This window comes from Pseudomonas sp. GW823-FHT05G12 (assembly GCF_058795575.1).
Genome location: NZ_CM179501.1, coordinates 5,754,204 through 5,771,624 on the forward strand (window position 1 = coordinate 5,754,204; position 17,421 = coordinate 5,771,624).

The window sequence follows — 17,421 nt, forward strand, 5'->3', positions numbered from 1 at the left end:
TGAACCCGCTCCTACATGGACCGCGCAGGACTTAGGCCTGTGCAGTACCCCGTAGGAGCGGGTTCACCCGCGAAGAGGCCAGTTCGAACAATGAAGATCTATCAGACCGCCATCGGCGCTGTCATCGGCGCATGGTGCTCATAGCCTTCCAGCCAGAAATCACTCGGTTCGATCTTCTCTAGCCACTCCGGCTCGTATTTACCAGTCTCGGCAAACGACGGCACACGGTCGCTGATGACCAGCTTCGGCGCTTCCAGCGGCTCGCGCTTGAGCTGCTCGTTGAGCATGTCCAGGTGGTTTTCATACACATGGGCATCGCCGATGAAGTAGGTGAACCAGCGCGGTGTATAGCCGGTCAGGCGGCCAAACAGCGACAGCAGCGCCGCGCCTTCGGTGAGGTTGAACGGCGTGCCCAGCCCCAGGTCATTGGAGCGGATGTAGAGGGTCAGGGAAATTTCCCTGGTCTCGACATTCGGGTGGAACTGGTACAGCAAGTGACACGGTGGCAGTGCCATTTCGTCCAGTTGCGCGCAGTTCCAGCCGTGGAACAGGATGCGGCGGCTACCCGGGTCGTTGGCGATGGTGTCCAGGCACTGGCGCACCTGGTCGATCGCCTTGTACAGGATGACGAACGCGACGCCGTCCTCTTCGTCCTGGGCAATGCGGCGGAAACCGGCTTGCTCGGCCATTTCGATGGCCGCCGGGTTGCTCAGCGGGATGCGCTTGTAGCCCGGCCACTGGCGCCATTGCACGCCATAGATCTCGCCCAGGTCGTCATGGCCCTGGCGGAACGGGTTGGCCAGCCACTGGGCGTTTTCGTTGGCGTTCTGGTCCCAGACCTTGCAACCCAGCTCGCGGAACTCACCGGCGTTCTTCACGCCACGCAGGAAACCGACCATTTCACCGATCGCCGACTTGAACGCCAGCTTGCGCGTGGTAATGGCCGGAAAGCCCTTCTGCAGGTCGAAACGCAGCATCGCGCCCGGCAGGCTGATGGTGCGGATGCCGGTGCGGTTTCCCTGCAACGTGCCGTTCTCAATGACGTCGCGGACCAGGTCCAGATACTGTTTCATGGCTTACCTGTAGCAAAAACGGCAGGGGGATCGCCCCTGCCGTGGGATTAATCAGGCGGGTTTCGCCGTGGGCTTGCGATTATAAGCCCACCAGATCAGACCGAGGCCAGCCAGGATCATCGGCACACAGAGAATCTGACCCATGGTCAGCCAGCCCCAGGCGATGTAACCCAGTTGGGCATCCGGCACCCGCACGAATTCGACGATGAAGCGGAAGATACCGTAGAACAGCGCAAACATGCCTGACACCGCCATGGTCGGCCGTGGCTTGCGCGAGAACAGCCACAGGATGACGAACAGCGCCACGCCCTCAAGGGCGAACTGGTAGAGCTGCGACGGGTGGCGCGGCAACTGGGCCGGATCGCTGAACGGCGGGAAGATCATCGCCCATGGCACGTCGGTGGGTTTGCCCCACAGTTCGGCGTTGATGAAGTTGCCGATACGCCCGGCACCCAGGCCAATCGGTACCAGCGGGGCGACGAAGTCCATCAGCTCGAAGAACGACTTGTTGTTGCGCTTGCCGAACCACAAGGCCGCCAGCATCACGCCGATGAAGCCGCCGTGGAACGACATACCGCCTTTCCATACCTCGAAGATCAGCGTCGGATTGGCCAGGTAGGCGTGCAAGTCGTAGAACAGCACATAGCCCAGGCGCCCGCCGACAATCACCCCCATCGACAGCCAGAACACCAGGTCGGACAGCTTCTCGCGGCTCCAGGTGGGGTCGAAGCGGTTCAGCCGGCGTGAGGCCAGCAGCCAGGCACCGCCGATGCCGATCAGGTACATCAGGCCGTACCAATGGATTTTCAGCGGCCCGATGGCCAAGGCCACGGGGTCTATCTGCGGGTAAGGCAGCATGGAACTTCCTCTCGATTCAAATCAAAAAGCTGAGGCCGACACAGAACAGCAGGGCTGCGAACAGGCGTTTCAACAAACGGGGCGACAGCTTGTGCGCCAGGCGCGCGCCGAAGCGGGCGAAGAACATGCTGGTCACGGCAATGCCGACCAGCGCCGGCAGGTACACGTAACCCAGGCTGTGGGGCGGCAGGTGCTCCTCGTGCCAACCCAGCAGCATGAAGCTCAGGGCACTGGCCACAGCAATCGGCAGGCCGCAGGCCGATGACGTGGCCACTGCTTGCTGCATGGGCAGGCTACGCCAGGTGAGGAACGGCACCGTCAGCGAACCACCGCCAATGCCGAAAATGGCCGAGGCCCAGCCAATCACGCCACCTGCACCGATCAGCCCAGGTTTACCGGGGACGCCACGGCTGGCCTTGGGTTTGAGGTCAAGGGCCATCTGGGCGGCGATGACCAGGGCGAACACACCGATGATCTTCTGCAGCAGTGGGCCCTGGATCAGCGAAGCGGTCTTGGCACCGACACCGGCCCCCAGGAGGATGCCGATGGTCATCCAGATGAAGATCGGCCATTGCACCGCGCGCTTGCGGTGGTGCTCCCGCACGGCGTTGATCGAGGTGAAGACGATGGTGGCCAGTGACGTGCCGACGGCCAGGTGGGTCAGCACCGAAGCGTCGAAACCCTGCAGGGTAAAGCTGAACACCAGCACCGGCACGATGATGATGCCGCCGCCCACGCCGAACAGCCCGGCCAGCACACCGGCACAGGCGCCCAACAACAGATAGAGCACGAATTCCATTCGGCGTCCCCTAGAAATCAATCCGGCATGGTAACGGAAGCCGGGCTCGGGGCTCTAGTGAACTCTGTGTCAGGATGGATCCGCATCGTTGCTGTGGGTACAGTGACCAAAAAACACAGAGGCCCAACCTATGTGCCTGATCGTATTTGCCTGGCGGCCGGGGCACACCCTGCCGCTGATCGTGGCGGCCAACCGCGACGAATTCTATGCCCGCCCCACTCAGCCCCTGGCGGCCTGGGAGGATGCACCTGGGGTGCATGCCGGGCGCGACCTGGAGGCAGGCGGTACCTGGCTGGGCGTAGGACCACAGGGGCGCTTTGCCGCGCTGACCAACATCCGCGACCCGGCCCAGGCGCAGGGGCCCCGCTCGCGGGGTGAGCTGGTGGCGGCGTTTCTGCAGGGCGAGCTAGGGGTCGAGGCTTACCTGGACCAGGTGGCCAGCCGTAGCGGGCAGTACTCGGGGTTCAACCTGCTGGTGGGTGATGGGCAGCAACTGGGTTATCTGCATGCCCGTGAGGCCACGCCGCGCCTGCTGAAGGCTGGGGTTTACGGGCTTTCGAACGCCGGGCTGGATACACCGTGGCCGAAGCTGGTGAAGGCACGTGACGGGCTGGAAAACCTGCTGGACACGCCGGAGCCGCACAGGCTGCTGGCTTTACTCGCGGATAACGAGCCCGCGGCTGATGGAGACCTACCCGAGACAGGCGTGGGGTTGGCGACCGAGAAGTTGCTGTCGAGCGTCTTCATCGCCAGCCAGAATTACGGGACCCGGGCGAGTACAGTGCTGATTGTGGATGATCAGGGGCAAAGGCGGCTGGTTGAGCGCAGTTTCGGGCCTTTTGGCGGGCATTTGGGGGAAATTGAGTTGTTGGTCTGAGTATTTGATGTTGTCTGTTCGGGCCTCTTCGCGGGTAAACCCGCTCCTACCACGTACACACATCTGAGGTTGGACACAGGCCGTTGTAGGAGCGGGTTCACCCGCGAAGAGGCCGGACCTGCTGGCCAATCTCCACCACCCGTTCACCGTTGCCGCCGCCATCGTATTCGCGGGTAAACCCGCTCCTACAATAATCGGGTGACACACATCGGGGGTTTAGGCGCTGGTCGGTTGTAGGAGCGGGTTCACCCGCGAAGAGGCCGGCACAGGCAGCATCACCCTCACAGGGTTTTATTAGCCCCAGGCCCAATCATCCGCGCCAACCCAAGGTTCTTCAGCGCCAGTTGCAGCGAGCTGTGGATAACCTGCGGGTTGTCATGGCTCAAGGCCTCGGCCAGCAGTTCCTTGGCCTTGCCCATATTGATCTGGCGCAGCATCCACTTCACCTTCGGCAGGTTGGTGGCGTTCATCGACAGGCTGTCGAAGCCCATGGCCATCAACAGGACCGCCGCCGCCGGGTCACCGGCCATCTCGCCGCAGATGCTCACCGGCTTGCCTTCGCCATGGGCGTCGCGCACCACCGTGTTCAGCGCCTGCAGTACCGCCGGGTGCAGGTAATCGTACAGGTCGGCGACCCGCGGGTTGTTGCGGTCCACCGCCAGCAGGTACTGGGTCAGGTCGTTGGAGCCTACCGACAGGAAGTCCACCTGCCGCGCCAATTCCTTGGTCTGGTACACAGCCGCTGGAATTTCCACCATCACACCCACTGGTGGCATCGGTACATCGGTACCTTCGTCACGCACTTCACCCCAGGCTCGGTGGATCAGGTGCAGCGCCTCTTCCAGCTCGTGAATGCCGGAAATCATCGGCAGCAGGATGCGCAGGTTGTTCAGGCCCTCGCTGGCCTTGAGCATGGCGCGGGTCTGCACCAGGAAGATTTCCGGGTGGTCGAGGGTGACGCGGATGCCGCGCCAGCCAAGGAACGGGTTTTCTTCCTTGATGGGGAAGTACGACAGTGCCTTGTCACCACCGATGTCGAGGGTACGCATGGTCACCGGCAGCGGGTGGAAGGCCGCCAGCTGCTCACGGTAGATGGCCAGCTGCTCTTTCTCACTGGGGAAGCGCTGGTTGATCATGAACGGCACTTCAGTGCGGTACAGGCCTACCCCTTCGGCACCGCGCTGCTGGGCACGGGCCACGTCAGCGAGCAGGCCGGTGTTGACCCACAGGGGCATGCGATGGCCGTCGGGGGTGACGCACGGAAGTTCGCGCAGTGCATCCAGCCCTTGGGCCAGCTGGCGTTCCTCCTCGACCACTTCGCTGTACTGCTTGCGCAACACTTCGCTGGGGTTGGTGAACACCTCGCCCTTGTAGCCGTCGACGATCAGTTCAATACCGTCGACCTTGGAGTATGGCAGGTCGACCAGGCCCATCACCGTGGGGATGCCCATGGCCCGCGCGAGAATGGCGACGTGGGAGTTGCCCGAGCCGAGTACCGAGACCAGGCCGACCAGCTTGCCTTCCGGCACTTCACCGAGCATGGCCGGTGTCAGTTCCTCACTGACCAGGATGGTGTTGTCGGCATACACCAGCGACTGCGAGCGCGCTTCCTGCAGGTAGGCCAAAAGGCGGCGCCCCAGGTCCTTGACGTCGGAGGCACGCTCACGCAGGTAGTCGTCGTCCATCAGCTCGAAGCGGTTGACGTGCTCACCAACCACCTGGCGCAGGGCGCCCTGGGCCCACTGGCCGGTCTTGATGACCTCGGTCACCTCACCGCCCAGGGCTGCGTCTTCAAGCATCATCAGATAGACGTCGAACAGCGCACGCTCTTCCGGGCGCAGCTGGGTGGCCAGTTTGGCCGAAAGCTTGCGCATGTCGTCGCGCACACCTTCCAGGGCGTTCTGGAACAGCTTGAGTTCGGCGTCGATGTCATCGACTGTCTTGTCCGGGACCACTTCCAGGTCGGCCGGCGGCAACATCACCACCGCGCGCCCCACCGCGGCACCAGGCGAACCCGGCACACCCACGAAGCGCGCTTCCTGAATACCTTTGCCCTGACGGCCCAGGCCACGGATCGAGCCGGTAGCCTCGGCGTGGGCGATAACCCCGGCAAGCTGGGCGCTCATGGTGACCAGGAAGGCTTCCTCGCCCTCGTCGAACTGACGGCGCTCCTTTTGCTGGATGACCAGTACCCCGACCACACGGCGGTGGTGAATGATCGGCGCACCCAGGAAGGAGGCGAATTTCTCTTCGCCGGTTTCGGCAAAGTAGCGGTAACGCGGGTGGTCGGCGGCGTTTTCCAGGTTCAGCGGCTCTTCCCGGGTACCGACCAGGCCAACCAGGCCTTCGTTGGGGGCCATGCTGACCTTGCCGATGGAGCGCTTGTTCAGGCCTTCGGTAGCCATCAGCACGAAGCGGTTGGTTTCCGGGTCGAGCAGGTAGACCGAGCAGACCTGGCTGCCCATGGCTTCCTTGACGCGCAAGACAATGATCCCCAACGCCGACTTGAGATCTTTGGCGGAGTTTACTTCCTGGACGATCTTGCGCAGCGTATTGAGCATGGCTCGGGGTCGAACTCCGTCGTCAGTCGCGCGTCAACAGACGCGGTGCTAGCTCTTTCAGGGCGCGCCGGTACACCTCGCGCTTGAATGTCACAACCTGGCCCAGCGGATACCAATAGCTCACCCAGCGCCAGCCGTCGAATTCCGGCTTGCCGGTCAGGTCCATCCGCACCCGTTGTTCGTTGCTAACCAGGCGCAGCAGGAACCACTTCTGCTTCTGGCCGATGCACAGCGGCTGGCTGTGGGTACGTACCAATCGCTGGGGTAAACGATAACGCAACCAGCCACGGGTGCAGGCAAGAATTTCTACATCGTCGCGTTCAAGGCCAACTTCTTCGTTCAGCTCGCGGTACAGGGCGTCTTCCGGCGTCTCGTCAGGGTTGATACCACCCTGGGGGAATTGCCAGGCATCCTGGTTGATCCGTCGAGCCCATAGCACCTGCCCGGCATCATTCGTGAGAATGATCCCGACATTGGGGCGAAAACCATCCGGGTCGATCACGGCAGCAACCTCGCAAACGCATGTCAACGCATTGTTCCACAAAGCTTGCGAGCGCAGCAACGCGCCCGCCAAGCTTATGTGCAGCTGCGTGAAAACTGCGTATTCTGCGGGCCTACCCTGTGGCTGATGCGAGTGACCGCGATGCGCCTGGCTTTATTCGACCTGGACAATACCCTCCTCGGTGGCGACAGCGACCATGCCTGGGGTGACTATCTTTGCGAGCGCGGCATTCTCGACCCGGTCGCCTACAAGCAACGCAACGACAGCTTCTACCAGGATTACCTCAATGGCACCCTGGACCTGCAGGCCTACCTGGCCTTTTCCATGGAGATCCTGGCGGCAACACCCATGGCCCGGCTCGACGAATGGCACCGCGACTTCATGCGCGACTGCATCGAGCCCATCGTCCTGCCCAAGGCCCTGGCCTTACTGCAGCAGCACCGCGAGGCGGGCGACCAGCTGGTGATCATCACCGCTACCAACCGCTTCGTCACCGCACCGATCGCCCGGCGCCTGGGGGTGCGGGTGTTGCTGGCAACCGAATGCGAGGTGCGCGACGGCCGCTATACCGGGCGTAGTACCGATATACCGTGTTTCCGTGAAGGCAAAGTGACGCGGCTGGAGCGCTGGATGCTGGAGAACGGCTTTGATCTTGAGGACAGCTACTTCTATAGCGACTCGATGAATGACCTGCCGTTGTTGCAGCGGGTGACGCATGCAGTGGCAGTGGACCCGGCCCCGGACCTGCGGGCCGAGGCGGATAAGCGTGGGTGGCCGGTGATCTCGCTGCGGGATTGAGGTTTTCCCGTGCCGGTCTTTTCGCGGGCACGCCCGCTCCCACAGGAATCACCACAGGCCTTGAGGGCTGCGCTGTACCTGTAGGAGCGGGTTCACCCGCGAATAGGCCGGCACAATCAGCACAAGGCTGTCAGACCGGCTTGGCCCCCATCAGCCCGGCAATGGACAGGAAGCAAACCCCACTGAATACCGCCAGCGCCAAGGTAAACCGCAACCCCACCACCTCGGCCTTGCGCAGCCGGTTCAGCCGCACCAGTAGCCACCACACGGCAAACGCACCAAAGGTATAGATGACACTGGATGCCAACACCCAGGTCTGCCCCAGTGGCCAGCCCACCAGATGTACCAGCCACCAGCCGGTGAACGGCATGCTCACCAGGCACAGGCCCATCACCAGCCAGACAAACACCAACGGCCGGCGCAGCAGCTTGGCGTAGGCTTCGGCATCGCCCTGACGGCGAGCGCGCCAGGTCCAGATCGCCAGGCCCAGGGCGCCCAGAAGCAGCAGCGCGGTGGCGATGATGTGCACGGTCTTGAGCGTGGTCAGGTGTTCCATCTCTCGGTCGTCCTTAAACTGGCATTTTGCGGTAGCTTCTTCGCGGGCTTACCCGCTCCTGCCAAGGTATTTCAGGCCTTGAGGCCTGCGCAGTACCTGTGGGAGCGGGCAAGCCCGCGAAAGGGCCATCAGCCCTAGCTTAGCCGCTCAGCCCAGGAACAGTTTGTAGGCCGGGTTTTCGGTCTCGTCCCAGTACGGGTAACCGATCTTGGCCAGCGCTGCCGGCACCAGGTGACGTTCGTCCTCCGGCACCTGCAGCCCCGCCACTACGCGCCCGTCAGCCGCACCGTGGTTGCGGTAGTGGAACATCGAGATGTTCCAGCGCCCGCCCAGCTTGTTGAGGAAGTTGAACAGTGCCCCTGGCCGCTCGGGGAATTCGAAGCGCAGCACCATTTCGTCGCTGGCACCGGCCGAGTGGCCGCCGACCATATGACGAATATGCAGCTTGGCCAGTTCGTTGTCGGTCAGATCGGTAACCGGGAAGCCCTGCTCGGTCAGTTGCTGCACCAGCGCCGCGCGCGGGTCGTTTTCCGGGTGGGTCTGCACCCCAACGAAGATATGCGCTTCGTCAGAGGTGTGCTTGCGGTAGTTGAACTCGGTGATCTGACGCTTGCCGATAGCCTCGCAGAAGGCCTTGAAGCTACCCGGGCGCTCAGGGATGGTCACGGCGATGATCGCCTCGCGCTTCTCGCCCAGCTCGGCACGCTCGGCCACATGGCGCAGGCGATCGAAATTGACGTTGGCACCGGAGTCGATGGCCACCAGGGTCTGGCCGCTGACGCCGTATAGCTCGACGTACTTCTTGATACCCGCCACACCCAGCGCGCCAGCAGGCTCGGTGATCGAGCGGGTATCGTCGTAGATATCCTTGATTGCTGCACAGATTTCATCGGTACTGACAGTGACGACTTCGTCCACATGGTGGCGGCAGATATCGAACGTGTGCTGGCCAATCTGCGCCACCGCCACGCCATCGGCGAACAGCCCGACCTGCGGCAGCACCACACGCTCACCGGCAGCCATGGCCGCCTGCAGGCAGTTGGAATCGTCCGGCTCGACACCGATTACCTTGATTTCCGGGCGCAGGTACTTCACGTAGGCAGCAATGCCGGCGATCAGGCCGCCACCGCCCACCGGCACGAAGATCGCATCCAGCCGGCCAGGGTGTTGGCGCAGGATTTCCATGGCGACGGTGCCCTGCCCGGCGATGGTGTGCGGATCGTCGTAAGGGTGAACGTAGACGAAGCCCTTTTCATCGACCAGTTTCAGCGAGTAGGCCAGTGCCTCAGGGAACGAGTCGCCATGCAGCACCACCTTGCCACCGCGCGAGCGCACGCCTTCGACCTTGATCTCCGGAGTAGTCTTGGGCATCACGATGGTGGCCTTGATGCCCATTTCGCGCGCGGCCAGGGCCAGGCCTTGGGCGTGGTTGCCGGCCGAGGCGGTGACCACGCCACGGGCCAGTTCTTCCGGGCTCAGCTGGGCCAGTTTGTTATAGGCGCCGCGGATCTTGAACGAGAATACTGGCTGCAGGTCTTCGCGCTTGAGCAGAATCTGGTTGCCCAGGCGCTTGCTCAGCTGCCCGGCGCTCTGCAACGGGGTTTCGACGGCAACGTCATAGACGCGCGAGGTGAGGATCTTCTTGACGTACTGTTCGAGCATCGGGAAAGCATCACTGGGCCGCGGGACGAGGGCTGGGAGTCTACCCCAGCGCTACGTCGGGCGACCACAGCAAAGCCGTGCGAGCCGTTATACTAGGCAACTTTGAAACCGCCCTGCCCCTTCCGGAGCCCGCATGACCCAGGACCAACTCAAACAGGCCGTCGCCCAGGCCGCTGTCGACTTCATTCTGCCCAAGCTGGATGAAAAGAGCGTCGTAGGCGTCGGTACCGGTTCGACCGCCAACTTCTTCATCGATGCCCTGGCTCAGCACAAGACCGCGTTCGACGGCGCAGTCGCCAGCTCCGAAGCCACTGCCCAGCGCCTGAAGGGCCATGGCATCCCGGTCTACGAACTGAACAGCGTCAGCGAGCTTGAGTTTTACGTGGACGGTGCTGACGAGAGCGACGCACACCTGCACCTGATCAAGGGCGGCGGCGCAGCGCTGACCCGCGAAAAGATCGTCGCGGCCGTGGCCAAGACCTTCATCTGCATCGCCGACGGCAGCAAGCTGGTGCCGGTACTGGGGGCCTTCCCGCTGCCGGTCGAAGTGATCCCCATGGCCCGCAGCCACGTGGCGCGTCAGCTGGTGAAGCTGGGTGGCGACCCGGTGTACCGTGAAGGCGTGGTCACCGACAACGGCAACGTGATCCTGGATGTGTACAACCTGCAGATCACCAACCCGGTGGAGCTGGAAGCGCAGATCAACGCCATCGTCGGCGTGGTGACCAACGGCCTGTTCGCGGCGCGGCCGGCGGATCTGCTGCTGCTGGGCACCGCTGAGGGCGTGAAGAGCCTGAAGGCCGAGTAAAACCCTTCGCGGGTAAACCCGCTCCTACAAGGTACCCCACAGGCCTGGAACCGTGGCGATCCCTGTAGGAGCGGGTTTACCCGCGAACAGGCCCTGACAGGCGATCAGTCAGCCGGCTGCTTGAACACATAGAACAGGTTCGGCTCACTGACCAGGTAAATGGTCCCCGCTTCATCCATCGCAATCCCCTCCGCCTGCGGCACCGTCGCCTGCAACCCCTGGAAACCCTTGCGCAACGACAAGGTACTCAGCGGCTGGCCCTGTACATCCAGCTCCAGCACCAACCGCGACTCGTCCGACAACGCCAGCAAATGCCCGCTGCGTTCATCGAACTGCAAGCTCGACAAGTCCCGCACAAACAACCGTGAATCGCGCTTGCGGTCCTGCACCACATGCACGGCGTAGGGCTTTTCCGGATTGTCATGCGGGAAGCCATGCACCTCATAGATCAGCATCGGGTCACGCTCCTTCGCCACGAACAGGCGCTTGCCCGCCGAATCGTACGCCAGGCCCTCGAAGCCTTTGTTGCCATTGAGGCCAATACCCAACGTCAGCTGTTCGGCATCACCGGCATCGAGAAACATCGTGTCGTCTTCCAAACGTACGCGAATCAGCCGTTGCTGACGCTCGTCGGTGATCACATAGCTGTTTGGCCCAACGTACTCCACAGCCTCCGGGTCGCCGAAGCCAGTCAGCGGCACACGGCGCAGGATACGGCCATCCAGCGACAGCTCGATCAGCTCCGAACGGGCGTTGGTGACCGTGAAGAGGGTTTTGCGGTCGGGGTCGTAGGTCAGCGCCGAAATGTCATCATCCAGCCCTTCGATCGGTTGCGCCTCCAGCACCACCCGGTAGCGATCCAGGCCAATGCTGCGCTCCACAGGCTGCCACCAGGTCTTGAGATTGAACCAGCCACGCTCGAACAGGCGAAACTCCTGCCCGGCCCAGCCAAGCAGCAGCAGACCAAGGGCAGCCAGAACAAGGAACAGGCGAACAAAACGACGCATAGGGACAGACTCGACACAAGGATGGCGAATCTAATCATGAATGGCTGAAGCAAAGCTTAATGCAAGCGTCAGGCAAATCTGATGATGTTGTCAGTTTTTTTGGAATCGATAGAAAAGCGCCGGCTCGCTGACCATGTACAAGGTGCCCTTGTCGTCCATGGCCACCCCTTCCGCCCGCGGAATGGTGCCTTCAAGCCCGTTGAAGCCGCCCAGCAGCGTCATGAAGCTGACTTGCTGGCCCTGCTCGTCCAGCTCCAGCAGCATGTTGGAGTCGGCCGAAAGCACCAGCAAGTGGCCAGTACGCGGGTCGACACCCAGCGCAGACAGGTTGCGCAAGTCGAGTTCATCGCTAGGCAACGGCTGCTTCTCACCCTTGAGCGGGCTGCGGCCATCGGTGTTCCAGGTGTACAGCTTGGGCGGGCGCTCCTCGCCAATGATCAGGCGCTGGCGCAGCGGGTCCCAGGCGATGGCCTCGAAGCCCTTGTTGCTCTTGACCGACGGGCCCAGGTCGTAGCTCGGGAAGTCGTCGTGATTCAGTGCGGTGGTCTGCGCGTCCACCTTGACCACGGTCAGATCGTGCAGGCGCTCGTCGGTGATGGCCAGGTTGCCGTCTTCCAGCACCGCGACGCCCTCGGGGTTGTTCCAGCCGTTGAGCAGGATCTTGCGCAGTACATCGCCCTCCAGGCTCAGCTCGACCAGGAACGGGTTCTTGCCCATGACCGCGAACAGCGTGCGGGTCTGCGGGTTGAAGGCCACATCCGAGGCTTCATCATCGTCCATGCCCGGCAGCGGTTTGGCGTCGATGTCCACCTGGTAATCCGGCAGCCACACGCTTTCGCTGCGCTCGGCGGTGCTTTCGAAGCTTTCTTTTACCCACAGTGCACCGCGGTCATCCCAGTGCATGGCCACGGCCACGCCATAGCCAATCACCGCCGCCACGGCCAGGCCGAAGGGCCAGCGCAGGTAGAAGCGACGCTTGGGAGTTGCCGGGGCGCTGGAGGAGGATGGCATGCGGTGATCCTGGGAAAATGGGCGTAGGTGCGCGCATTATCCGGATTGGGTGTGAAAAATCGGTAAACAGGGCCGGCCTCTTCGCCGGTAAACCCGTGCCCAAGGTACTGCACAGTGTTCAAGGCCCTGTGCAACCCCTGTAGGAGCGGGTTTACCCGCGAAGAAAGCGACGCGGTTTCGAGTCAAAGCACCCGGCTTTCGAAGCGGCTCACACCCGGCAGCTCCAGCACCAGCTCGTCACCGACATTGAACGGCCCGACGCCAGCCGGGGTACCGGTGAGGATCACATCCCCCGCTTGTAGCGAGAAATGCGCTGCCATGTACTGAATCATCGGCACGATCGGGTTCAGCATCATCGCGCTATTACCATCCTGGCGTACTTCGCCGTTCACGGTCAGGCGCACCGGGATGTCTGTCACGTCCTCGAAGCTGGCGGCCGAGACGAACGGTGGCAGCACGCAAGCGCCGTCAAAGCACTTGGCCAGCTCCCAAGGCAGGCCCTTTTCCTTCAGTTTGGCCTGCACGTCGCGCAGGGTCAGGTCCAGAGCCGGTGCGTAACCGGAAATGGCGTCCAGCACCTCTTCCTCGCTCGGGTGGGTCGACAGCGGCTTGCCCAGCAGCACGGCAATTTCAACCTCATAGTGCACCGACCCACGCTCGGCCGGGATCTTGAAGCCACCTTCGGCCGGCACCACGCAGCTGCCTGGCTTGATGAACAGCAGCGGCTCGGTGGGGATCGGGTTGTCCAGTTCCTTGGCATGCTCGGCATAGTTACGGCCGATGCACACCACCTTGCCCAGGGGGAAGTGAATGCGCGTGCCGTCTACGTACTGGTGCTGGTAACTCATGGCCGACTCCTTCTGGATACTGCTTTTTATTCAGGTGCGAAGATCTTACCCGGATTCATGATGCCGTTAGGGTCGAACACGGCCTTTATTGCCTTCATGCAGGCGATTTCTTCGGGGGAACGGCTGTAGCCCAGGTAGTCGCGCTTGGTCATGCCCACGCCATGCTCGGCAGAAATCGACCCGTTGTAACGCTCGACGATCTCGAACACCCACTTGTTGACCTTGGCACACGAAGCGAAGAAGTCGTCCTTGCTCATATGCTCAGGCTTGAGGATGTTCAGGTGCAGGTTGCCGTCACCAATATGGCCGTACCACACCACTTCATAGTCCGGGTAATGCGCTGAGACGATGGCGTCGATATCGCGCAGGAACGCAGGCACTTTCGAGACGGTGACGGAAATGTCGTTCTTGTACGGTGTCCAGTGCGAAATGGTTTCCGACAGGTACTCGCGCAGCTTCCACAGGTTTTTCAGCTGGGTTTCGCTCTGGCTCATCACCCCATCCAGCACCCAACCCTGCTCGACGCAATGCTCGAAGGTAGCCAATGCTTCGTTGGCCACGTCTTCAGTGCTGGCCTCGAACTCCAGCAGCGCATAGAACGGGCAATCCGTCGCGAAGGGCGCAGGCACATCGCCGCGGGCGAGGATCTTGGCCAACCCCTTGTCGGAGAAGAACTCGAAAGCGGTCAGGTCCAGCTTGCCCTGGAAGGCGTGCAGCACCGGCATGATCGAGTCGAAGTCCGGTGTGCCCAGCACCATGGCGGTGAGGTTGCGCGGTGCGCGGTCCAGGCGCATGGTGGCCTCGACCACGAAGCCCAACGTACCCTCGGCACCAATGAACAGCTGGCGCAGGTCGTAGCCGGTGGCGTTCTTGATCAGGTCTTTGTTCAGCTCCAGCAACTCGCCCTTGCCGGTGATCACTTTCAGCCCGGCCACCCAGTTGCGGGTCATACCGTAACGAATCACCTTGATCCCGCCGGCATTGGTGCCGATATTGCCGCCAATCTGGCTGGAACCGCTGGAAGCGAAGTCCACCGGATAATAAAGGCCTTGCTCTTCGGCGTAGGTTTGCAGCTGGCGGGTGACGACCCCTGGCTGGCAAACCACAGTACGGTCGAAAGCATTGAAGCCAAGGATCTGGTTCATGTAGTCGAAGGCGACGACAACCTCGCCATTGGCCGCCACGGCGCCGGCAGAAAGCCCGGTGCGCCCGCCAGAGGGCACCAGCGCCACCTTGTGCGCATTGGCCCAGTGCACAATGGCTTGCACCTGTTCTATCGTTTTGGGAAAGACGATGGCGCTGGGCGCAGGCGGGTAATGCTTGGTCCAGTCCTTGCCATACGCTTCGAGGGAAACCGGGTCAGTCAGGACCTTGCCAGGGTCGACAAGGGTCATCAGTTCTTCAATAACAGCGGGATGGGTCATCGCTGGAACTCTCGACTTATTCATGGTCACCCTGAGCACTCTTCACCTGTCGGGATAAGCTCAGATTGTGTCGCGTATGCTAGCATAGCCCTCCCGCTGTTCATGCTAAGGCTGCCCTCGCGCCTGGCATCACCCCTCGCCAATTTATCTCCGGGATACAGGTTTACGCAGATGAGCAAGACTTCTCTCGACAAGAGCAAGATCCGGTTCCTTCTTCTTGAAGGTGTGCACCAGAACGCGGTCGATACCCTCAAGGCCGCCGGCTACACCAACATCGAATACCTCACTGGTTCGTTGCCGGAAGCCGAGCTGAAGGAAAAGATCGCCGATGCCCACTTCATCGGCATCCGTTCGCGTACCCAGCTCACCGAAGAGATCTTCGACTGCGCGAAGAAACTGGTCGCAGTTGGCTGCTTCTGCATCGGTACCAACCAGGTTGACCTGGAAGCTGCCCGCGAGCGCGGTATCGCCGTGTTCAACGCGCCATACTCCAACACCCGCTCGGTCGCCGAGCTGGTACTGGCCGAAGCCATCCTGCTGCTGCGCGGCATCCCAGAGAAGAACGCCTCCTGCCACCGTGGCGGCTGGATCAAGAGCGCGGCCAACTCGTTCGAAATCCGCGGCAAGAAACTGGGCATCGTCGGCTACGGCTCGATTGGTACCCAGCTTTCGGTACTGGCTGAGAACATGGGCATGCAGGTGTACTTCTTCGACCCGCTGACCAAGCTGCCACTGGGCAACGCCGTGCAGGTCACCAGCCTGAACGAGCTGCTGAGCCTGGCCGACATCGTCTCGCTGCACGTGCCTGAGCTGCCATCCACCCAGTGGATGATCGGCGAGAAGGAAATCCGCTCGATGAAGAAGGGCGCGATCCTGATCAACGCCGCCCGTGGCACCGTGGTCGAGCTGGACCACCTGGCCGCTGCCATCAAGGACAAGCACCTGATCGGCGCCGCCATCGACGTGTTCCCGGTCGAGCCACGCTCCAACGACGAAGAGTTCGAGAGCCCGCTGCGCGGCCTCGACAACGTGATCCTGACCCCGCACATCGGTGGTTCCACCGCCGAAGCCCAGGCCAACATCGGCCTGGAAGTGGCCGAGAAACTGGTCAAGTACAGCGACAACGGTACTTCGGTGTCCTCGGTCAACTTCCCGGAAGTGGCCCTGCCAGCGCACCCAGGCAAACACCGTCTGCTGCACATTCACGAAAACATCCCGGGCGTGCTCAGCGAGATCAACAAGGTCTTCGCCGAGAACGGTATCAACATCTCCGGTCAGTTCCTGCAGACCAACGAGAAAGTCGGTTACGTGGTAATCGATGTTGACGCCGAGTACTCGGACCTGGCGCAGGAAAAACTGCAACAGGTCAAAGGCACCATCCGTTCGCGCGTCCTGTTCTAAGGTCGCTGGAGGTATGAAAAAGGGAGGCCCTGGTGGCCTCCCTTTTTTTATTTCACTTCAACCGTGATCTTCTTCGACTCGACGCTAGGCTTGAACGGCACATGATACTGGTCACCCAGAATCAGTTGCAGGGTGTGCTTGCCCGGGGTCAGGGTAATGCTGGTTTCGGTCTGTGCCTTGCCGAAGTGCAGCACTTGCGGCCCCTTCGGCAGTGCGACGCCGGCCTCTGGCATCAGGCTGGTCGGCAGCGGCATGTCAGCCACCGGCTCTTTGTCGACATCCACCAGCAGATGGTGGTGCCCGGTGTGCGGGGTTTGGTCACCCGCAGGTTTGAGGCCCATACCCTCGATACCGAACTTGACGGTGAAGGTCTTGTCGACCGTGGCACCATCGGCGGGGGAAACGATGAAGACCTTCGCCTCCTTGGGCGGCTCCTGGCTCTTCAGGGCGTCTGCGGCACTGGCGAACACCGACGCTCCCATCAGCAGACCGGCAACGGCAGCACGCGAAAATAGGCTGTTCATTCACTTCTCCTGTGGTTCACTTATTGACCGCAGCTGTCATCCAAAAGCGGCGGTAGTTCACCTTAGTTGAAATAACCGCCAAGGTGTTCACATTGCCTGATAGAAATATTTCCGTCAGGGTTAAACAATGCCGAGGCTTGAAGGTCATAGGCTGCGCTCGATCACGGCGAGGAAGAAAGCCGTGGCGATCGATTTCAAACTGCTAAAAGAAAAGGGGCATACATGCGTTCGACCATAGGGGTACTGCTGGCAGTACTGATCAGTCCATTGGCTCAGGCGGAGCTGATCGACGAAATCGCCGACCGGGGCGAACTGCGCATTGCCGTACAGGCCGAGAACTCGCCATACGCCTTCAAGCAAGACGACCACCTGACAGGTTTCGACATCGAATTTGGCCAGGCCCTGGCCAAGGAACTGGATTTGCGCGCCGAGTTCGTCGAAGCCCCGGCTACCGAAGTGCTGGCGGGTGTCGAGAGTGGCAAGTACGACATCACATTCACCCCGTCGAGTGAATCGCTCACAGGCGACGGCCCGCTCGATGTAAGCCTGCCGATTGGCGAGAAGAAGCTGGTGATCCCGTTCCAGAAGGACAACCCGGCTTTTGAAAGTGCTGTAAACAATGCGTTGCAACGTTTGAAAGACAGTGGCCGGACTGCCGAACTTGAGCAGAAGTGGTTCAAGGGTGTGCAGGAGACTGCAGGCGGGCAGTGAG

At 61.7% G+C, this 17,421-nt stretch carries 17 protein-coding genes; 5 read left to right on the top strand and 12 right to left on the bottom strand.

The features are described 5' to 3' along the window. Nucleotides 1-101: 101 nt before the first annotated feature. Genes AC3RCM_RS26140 through AC3RCM_RS26150 form a run of 3 tightly spaced genes read right to left on the bottom strand, consistent with a single transcriptional unit; the run spans nucleotide 102 to nucleotide 2,730 of the window. A complete protein-coding gene (locus tag AC3RCM_RS26140; protein WP_064492972.1) occupies nucleotides 102-1,073 on the bottom strand; it encodes a thymidylate synthase in 972 nt (323 codons plus the stop codon). Nucleotides 1,074-1,124: 51 nt separating this feature from the next. Next, the gene (gene lgt / locus AC3RCM_RS26145; protein ID WP_003249027.1) at nucleotides 1,125-1,931 is read right to left on the bottom strand and encodes a prolipoprotein diacylglyceryl transferase; all 807 of its coding nucleotides are present in this window, start codon (nucleotides 1,929-1,931) and stop codon (nucleotides 1,125-1,127) included. 16 nt (nucleotides 1,932-1,947) lie between these two features. After that, complete coding sequence (locus AC3RCM_RS26150; protein WP_003249024.1) at nucleotides 1,948-2,730, bottom strand: sulfite exporter TauE/SafE family protein; 783 nt, start codon at nucleotides 2,728-2,730, stop codon at nucleotides 1,948-1,950. Between the two features lie 130 nt (nucleotides 2,731-2,860). Between AC3RCM_RS26150 and AC3RCM_RS26155 the strand changes: the two genes are divergently transcribed. Further along, nucleotides 2,861-3,607: an NRDE family protein gene (locus AC3RCM_RS26155; protein WP_409319903.1), complete on the top strand. Its 747-nt coding sequence runs from the start codon at nucleotides 2,861-2,863 to the stop codon at nucleotides 3,605-3,607. Between the two features lie 281 nt (nucleotides 3,608-3,888). Here AC3RCM_RS26155 and ptsP read toward each other — a convergent pair whose 3' ends face one another. Continuing rightward, nucleotides 3,889-6,168: a phosphoenolpyruvate--protein phosphotransferase gene (gene ptsP / locus AC3RCM_RS26160; protein ID WP_003249020.1), complete on the bottom strand. Its 2,280-nt coding sequence runs from the start codon at nucleotides 6,166-6,168 to the stop codon at nucleotides 3,889-3,891. Nucleotides 6,169-6,190: 22 nt separating this feature from the next. Then, complete coding sequence (locus tag AC3RCM_RS26165; protein ID WP_003249017.1) at nucleotides 6,191-6,670, bottom strand: RNA pyrophosphohydrolase; 480 nt, start codon at nucleotides 6,668-6,670, stop codon at nucleotides 6,191-6,193. A 141-nt stretch (nucleotides 6,671-6,811) separates the two neighbouring features. Between AC3RCM_RS26165 and AC3RCM_RS26170 the strand changes: the two genes are divergently transcribed. After that, a complete protein-coding gene (locus AC3RCM_RS26170; RefSeq protein ID WP_010955680.1) occupies nucleotides 6,812-7,468 on the top strand; it encodes a histidinol-phosphatase in 657 nt (218 codons plus the stop codon). Between the two features lie 130 nt (nucleotides 7,469-7,598). Here the strand turns inward: AC3RCM_RS26170 and AC3RCM_RS26175 are convergent, their stop codons facing one another. Together AC3RCM_RS26175 and ilvA are read right to left on the bottom strand one after the other, a co-directional pair. Further along, nucleotides 7,599-8,024 (bottom strand): DUF2269 domain-containing protein, encoded by a 426-nt coding sequence (locus AC3RCM_RS26175; protein WP_409263517.1) that lies wholly within the window; start codon nucleotides 8,022-8,024, stop codon nucleotides 7,599-7,601. Between the two features lie 147 nt (nucleotides 8,025-8,171). Then, nucleotides 8,172-9,686: a threonine ammonia-lyase, biosynthetic gene (gene ilvA, locus AC3RCM_RS26180; RefSeq protein WP_012054019.1), complete on the bottom strand. Its 1,515-nt coding sequence runs from the start codon at nucleotides 9,684-9,686 to the stop codon at nucleotides 8,172-8,174. A 133-nt stretch (nucleotides 9,687-9,819) separates the two neighbouring features. On the opposite strand from ilvA, the gene rpiA reads away from it, so the two are divergent. Further along, a complete protein-coding gene (gene rpiA / locus AC3RCM_RS26185; RefSeq protein WP_003249004.1) occupies nucleotides 9,820-10,494 on the top strand; it encodes a ribose-5-phosphate isomerase RpiA in 675 nt (224 codons plus the stop codon). Nucleotides 10,495-10,598: 104 nt separating this feature from the next. Here the strand turns inward: rpiA and AC3RCM_RS26190 are convergent, their stop codons facing one another. The 4 genes from AC3RCM_RS26190 to AC3RCM_RS26205 all read right to left on the bottom strand — a co-directional run bounded on the left by AC3RCM_RS26190 (nucleotide 10,599) and on the right by AC3RCM_RS26205 (nucleotide 14,784). Further along, nucleotides 10,599-11,501 (bottom strand): SdiA-regulated domain-containing protein, encoded by a 903-nt coding sequence (locus tag AC3RCM_RS26190; protein WP_104886931.1) that lies wholly within the window; start codon nucleotides 11,499-11,501, stop codon nucleotides 10,599-10,601. Nucleotides 11,502-11,591: 90 nt separating this feature from the next. Next, nucleotides 11,592-12,512: an SdiA-regulated domain-containing protein gene (locus AC3RCM_RS26195; protein ID WP_492629264.1), complete on the bottom strand. Its 921-nt coding sequence runs from the start codon at nucleotides 12,510-12,512 to the stop codon at nucleotides 11,592-11,594. Nucleotides 12,513-12,694: 182 nt separating this feature from the next. Further along, nucleotides 12,695-13,360 carry a fumarylacetoacetate hydrolase family protein gene (locus tag AC3RCM_RS26200; protein WP_010955685.1) on the bottom strand — a complete coding sequence of 222 codons (666 nt, stop codon included), beginning with the start codon at nucleotides 13,358-13,360 and terminating at the stop codon, nucleotides 12,695-12,697. 26 nt (nucleotides 13,361-13,386) lie between these two features. After that, nucleotides 13,387-14,784, bottom strand: a complete 1,398-nt coding sequence (locus AC3RCM_RS26205) for an FAD-binding oxidoreductase (protein WP_336091359.1) — start codon at nucleotides 14,782-14,784, stop codon at nucleotides 13,387-13,389. Between the two features lie 171 nt (nucleotides 14,785-14,955). Here AC3RCM_RS26205 and serA point away from each other — a divergent pair, with 171 nt between their 5' ends. Continuing rightward, nucleotides 14,956-16,185, top strand: a complete 1,230-nt coding sequence (gene serA / locus AC3RCM_RS26210) for a phosphoglycerate dehydrogenase (protein ID WP_020189953.1) — start codon at nucleotides 14,956-14,958, stop codon at nucleotides 16,183-16,185. Nucleotides 16,186-16,232: 47 nt separating this feature from the next. Here serA and AC3RCM_RS26215 read toward each other — a convergent pair whose 3' ends face one another. Continuing rightward, a complete protein-coding gene (locus AC3RCM_RS26215) occupies nucleotides 16,233-16,709 on the bottom strand; it encodes a DUF4399 domain-containing protein (RefSeq protein ID WP_010955687.1) in 477 nt (158 codons plus the stop codon). 222 nt (nucleotides 16,710-16,931) lie between these two features. On the opposite strand from AC3RCM_RS26215, the gene AC3RCM_RS26220 reads away from it, so the two are divergent. Continuing rightward, on the top strand, nucleotides 16,932-17,420 hold the full coding sequence (locus AC3RCM_RS26220) for a transporter substrate-binding domain-containing protein (RefSeq protein WP_104886929.1): 489 nt from the start codon (nucleotides 16,932-16,934) through the stop codon (nucleotides 17,418-17,420). The last annotated feature ends 1 nt before the right edge of the window (nucleotide 17,421 follow it).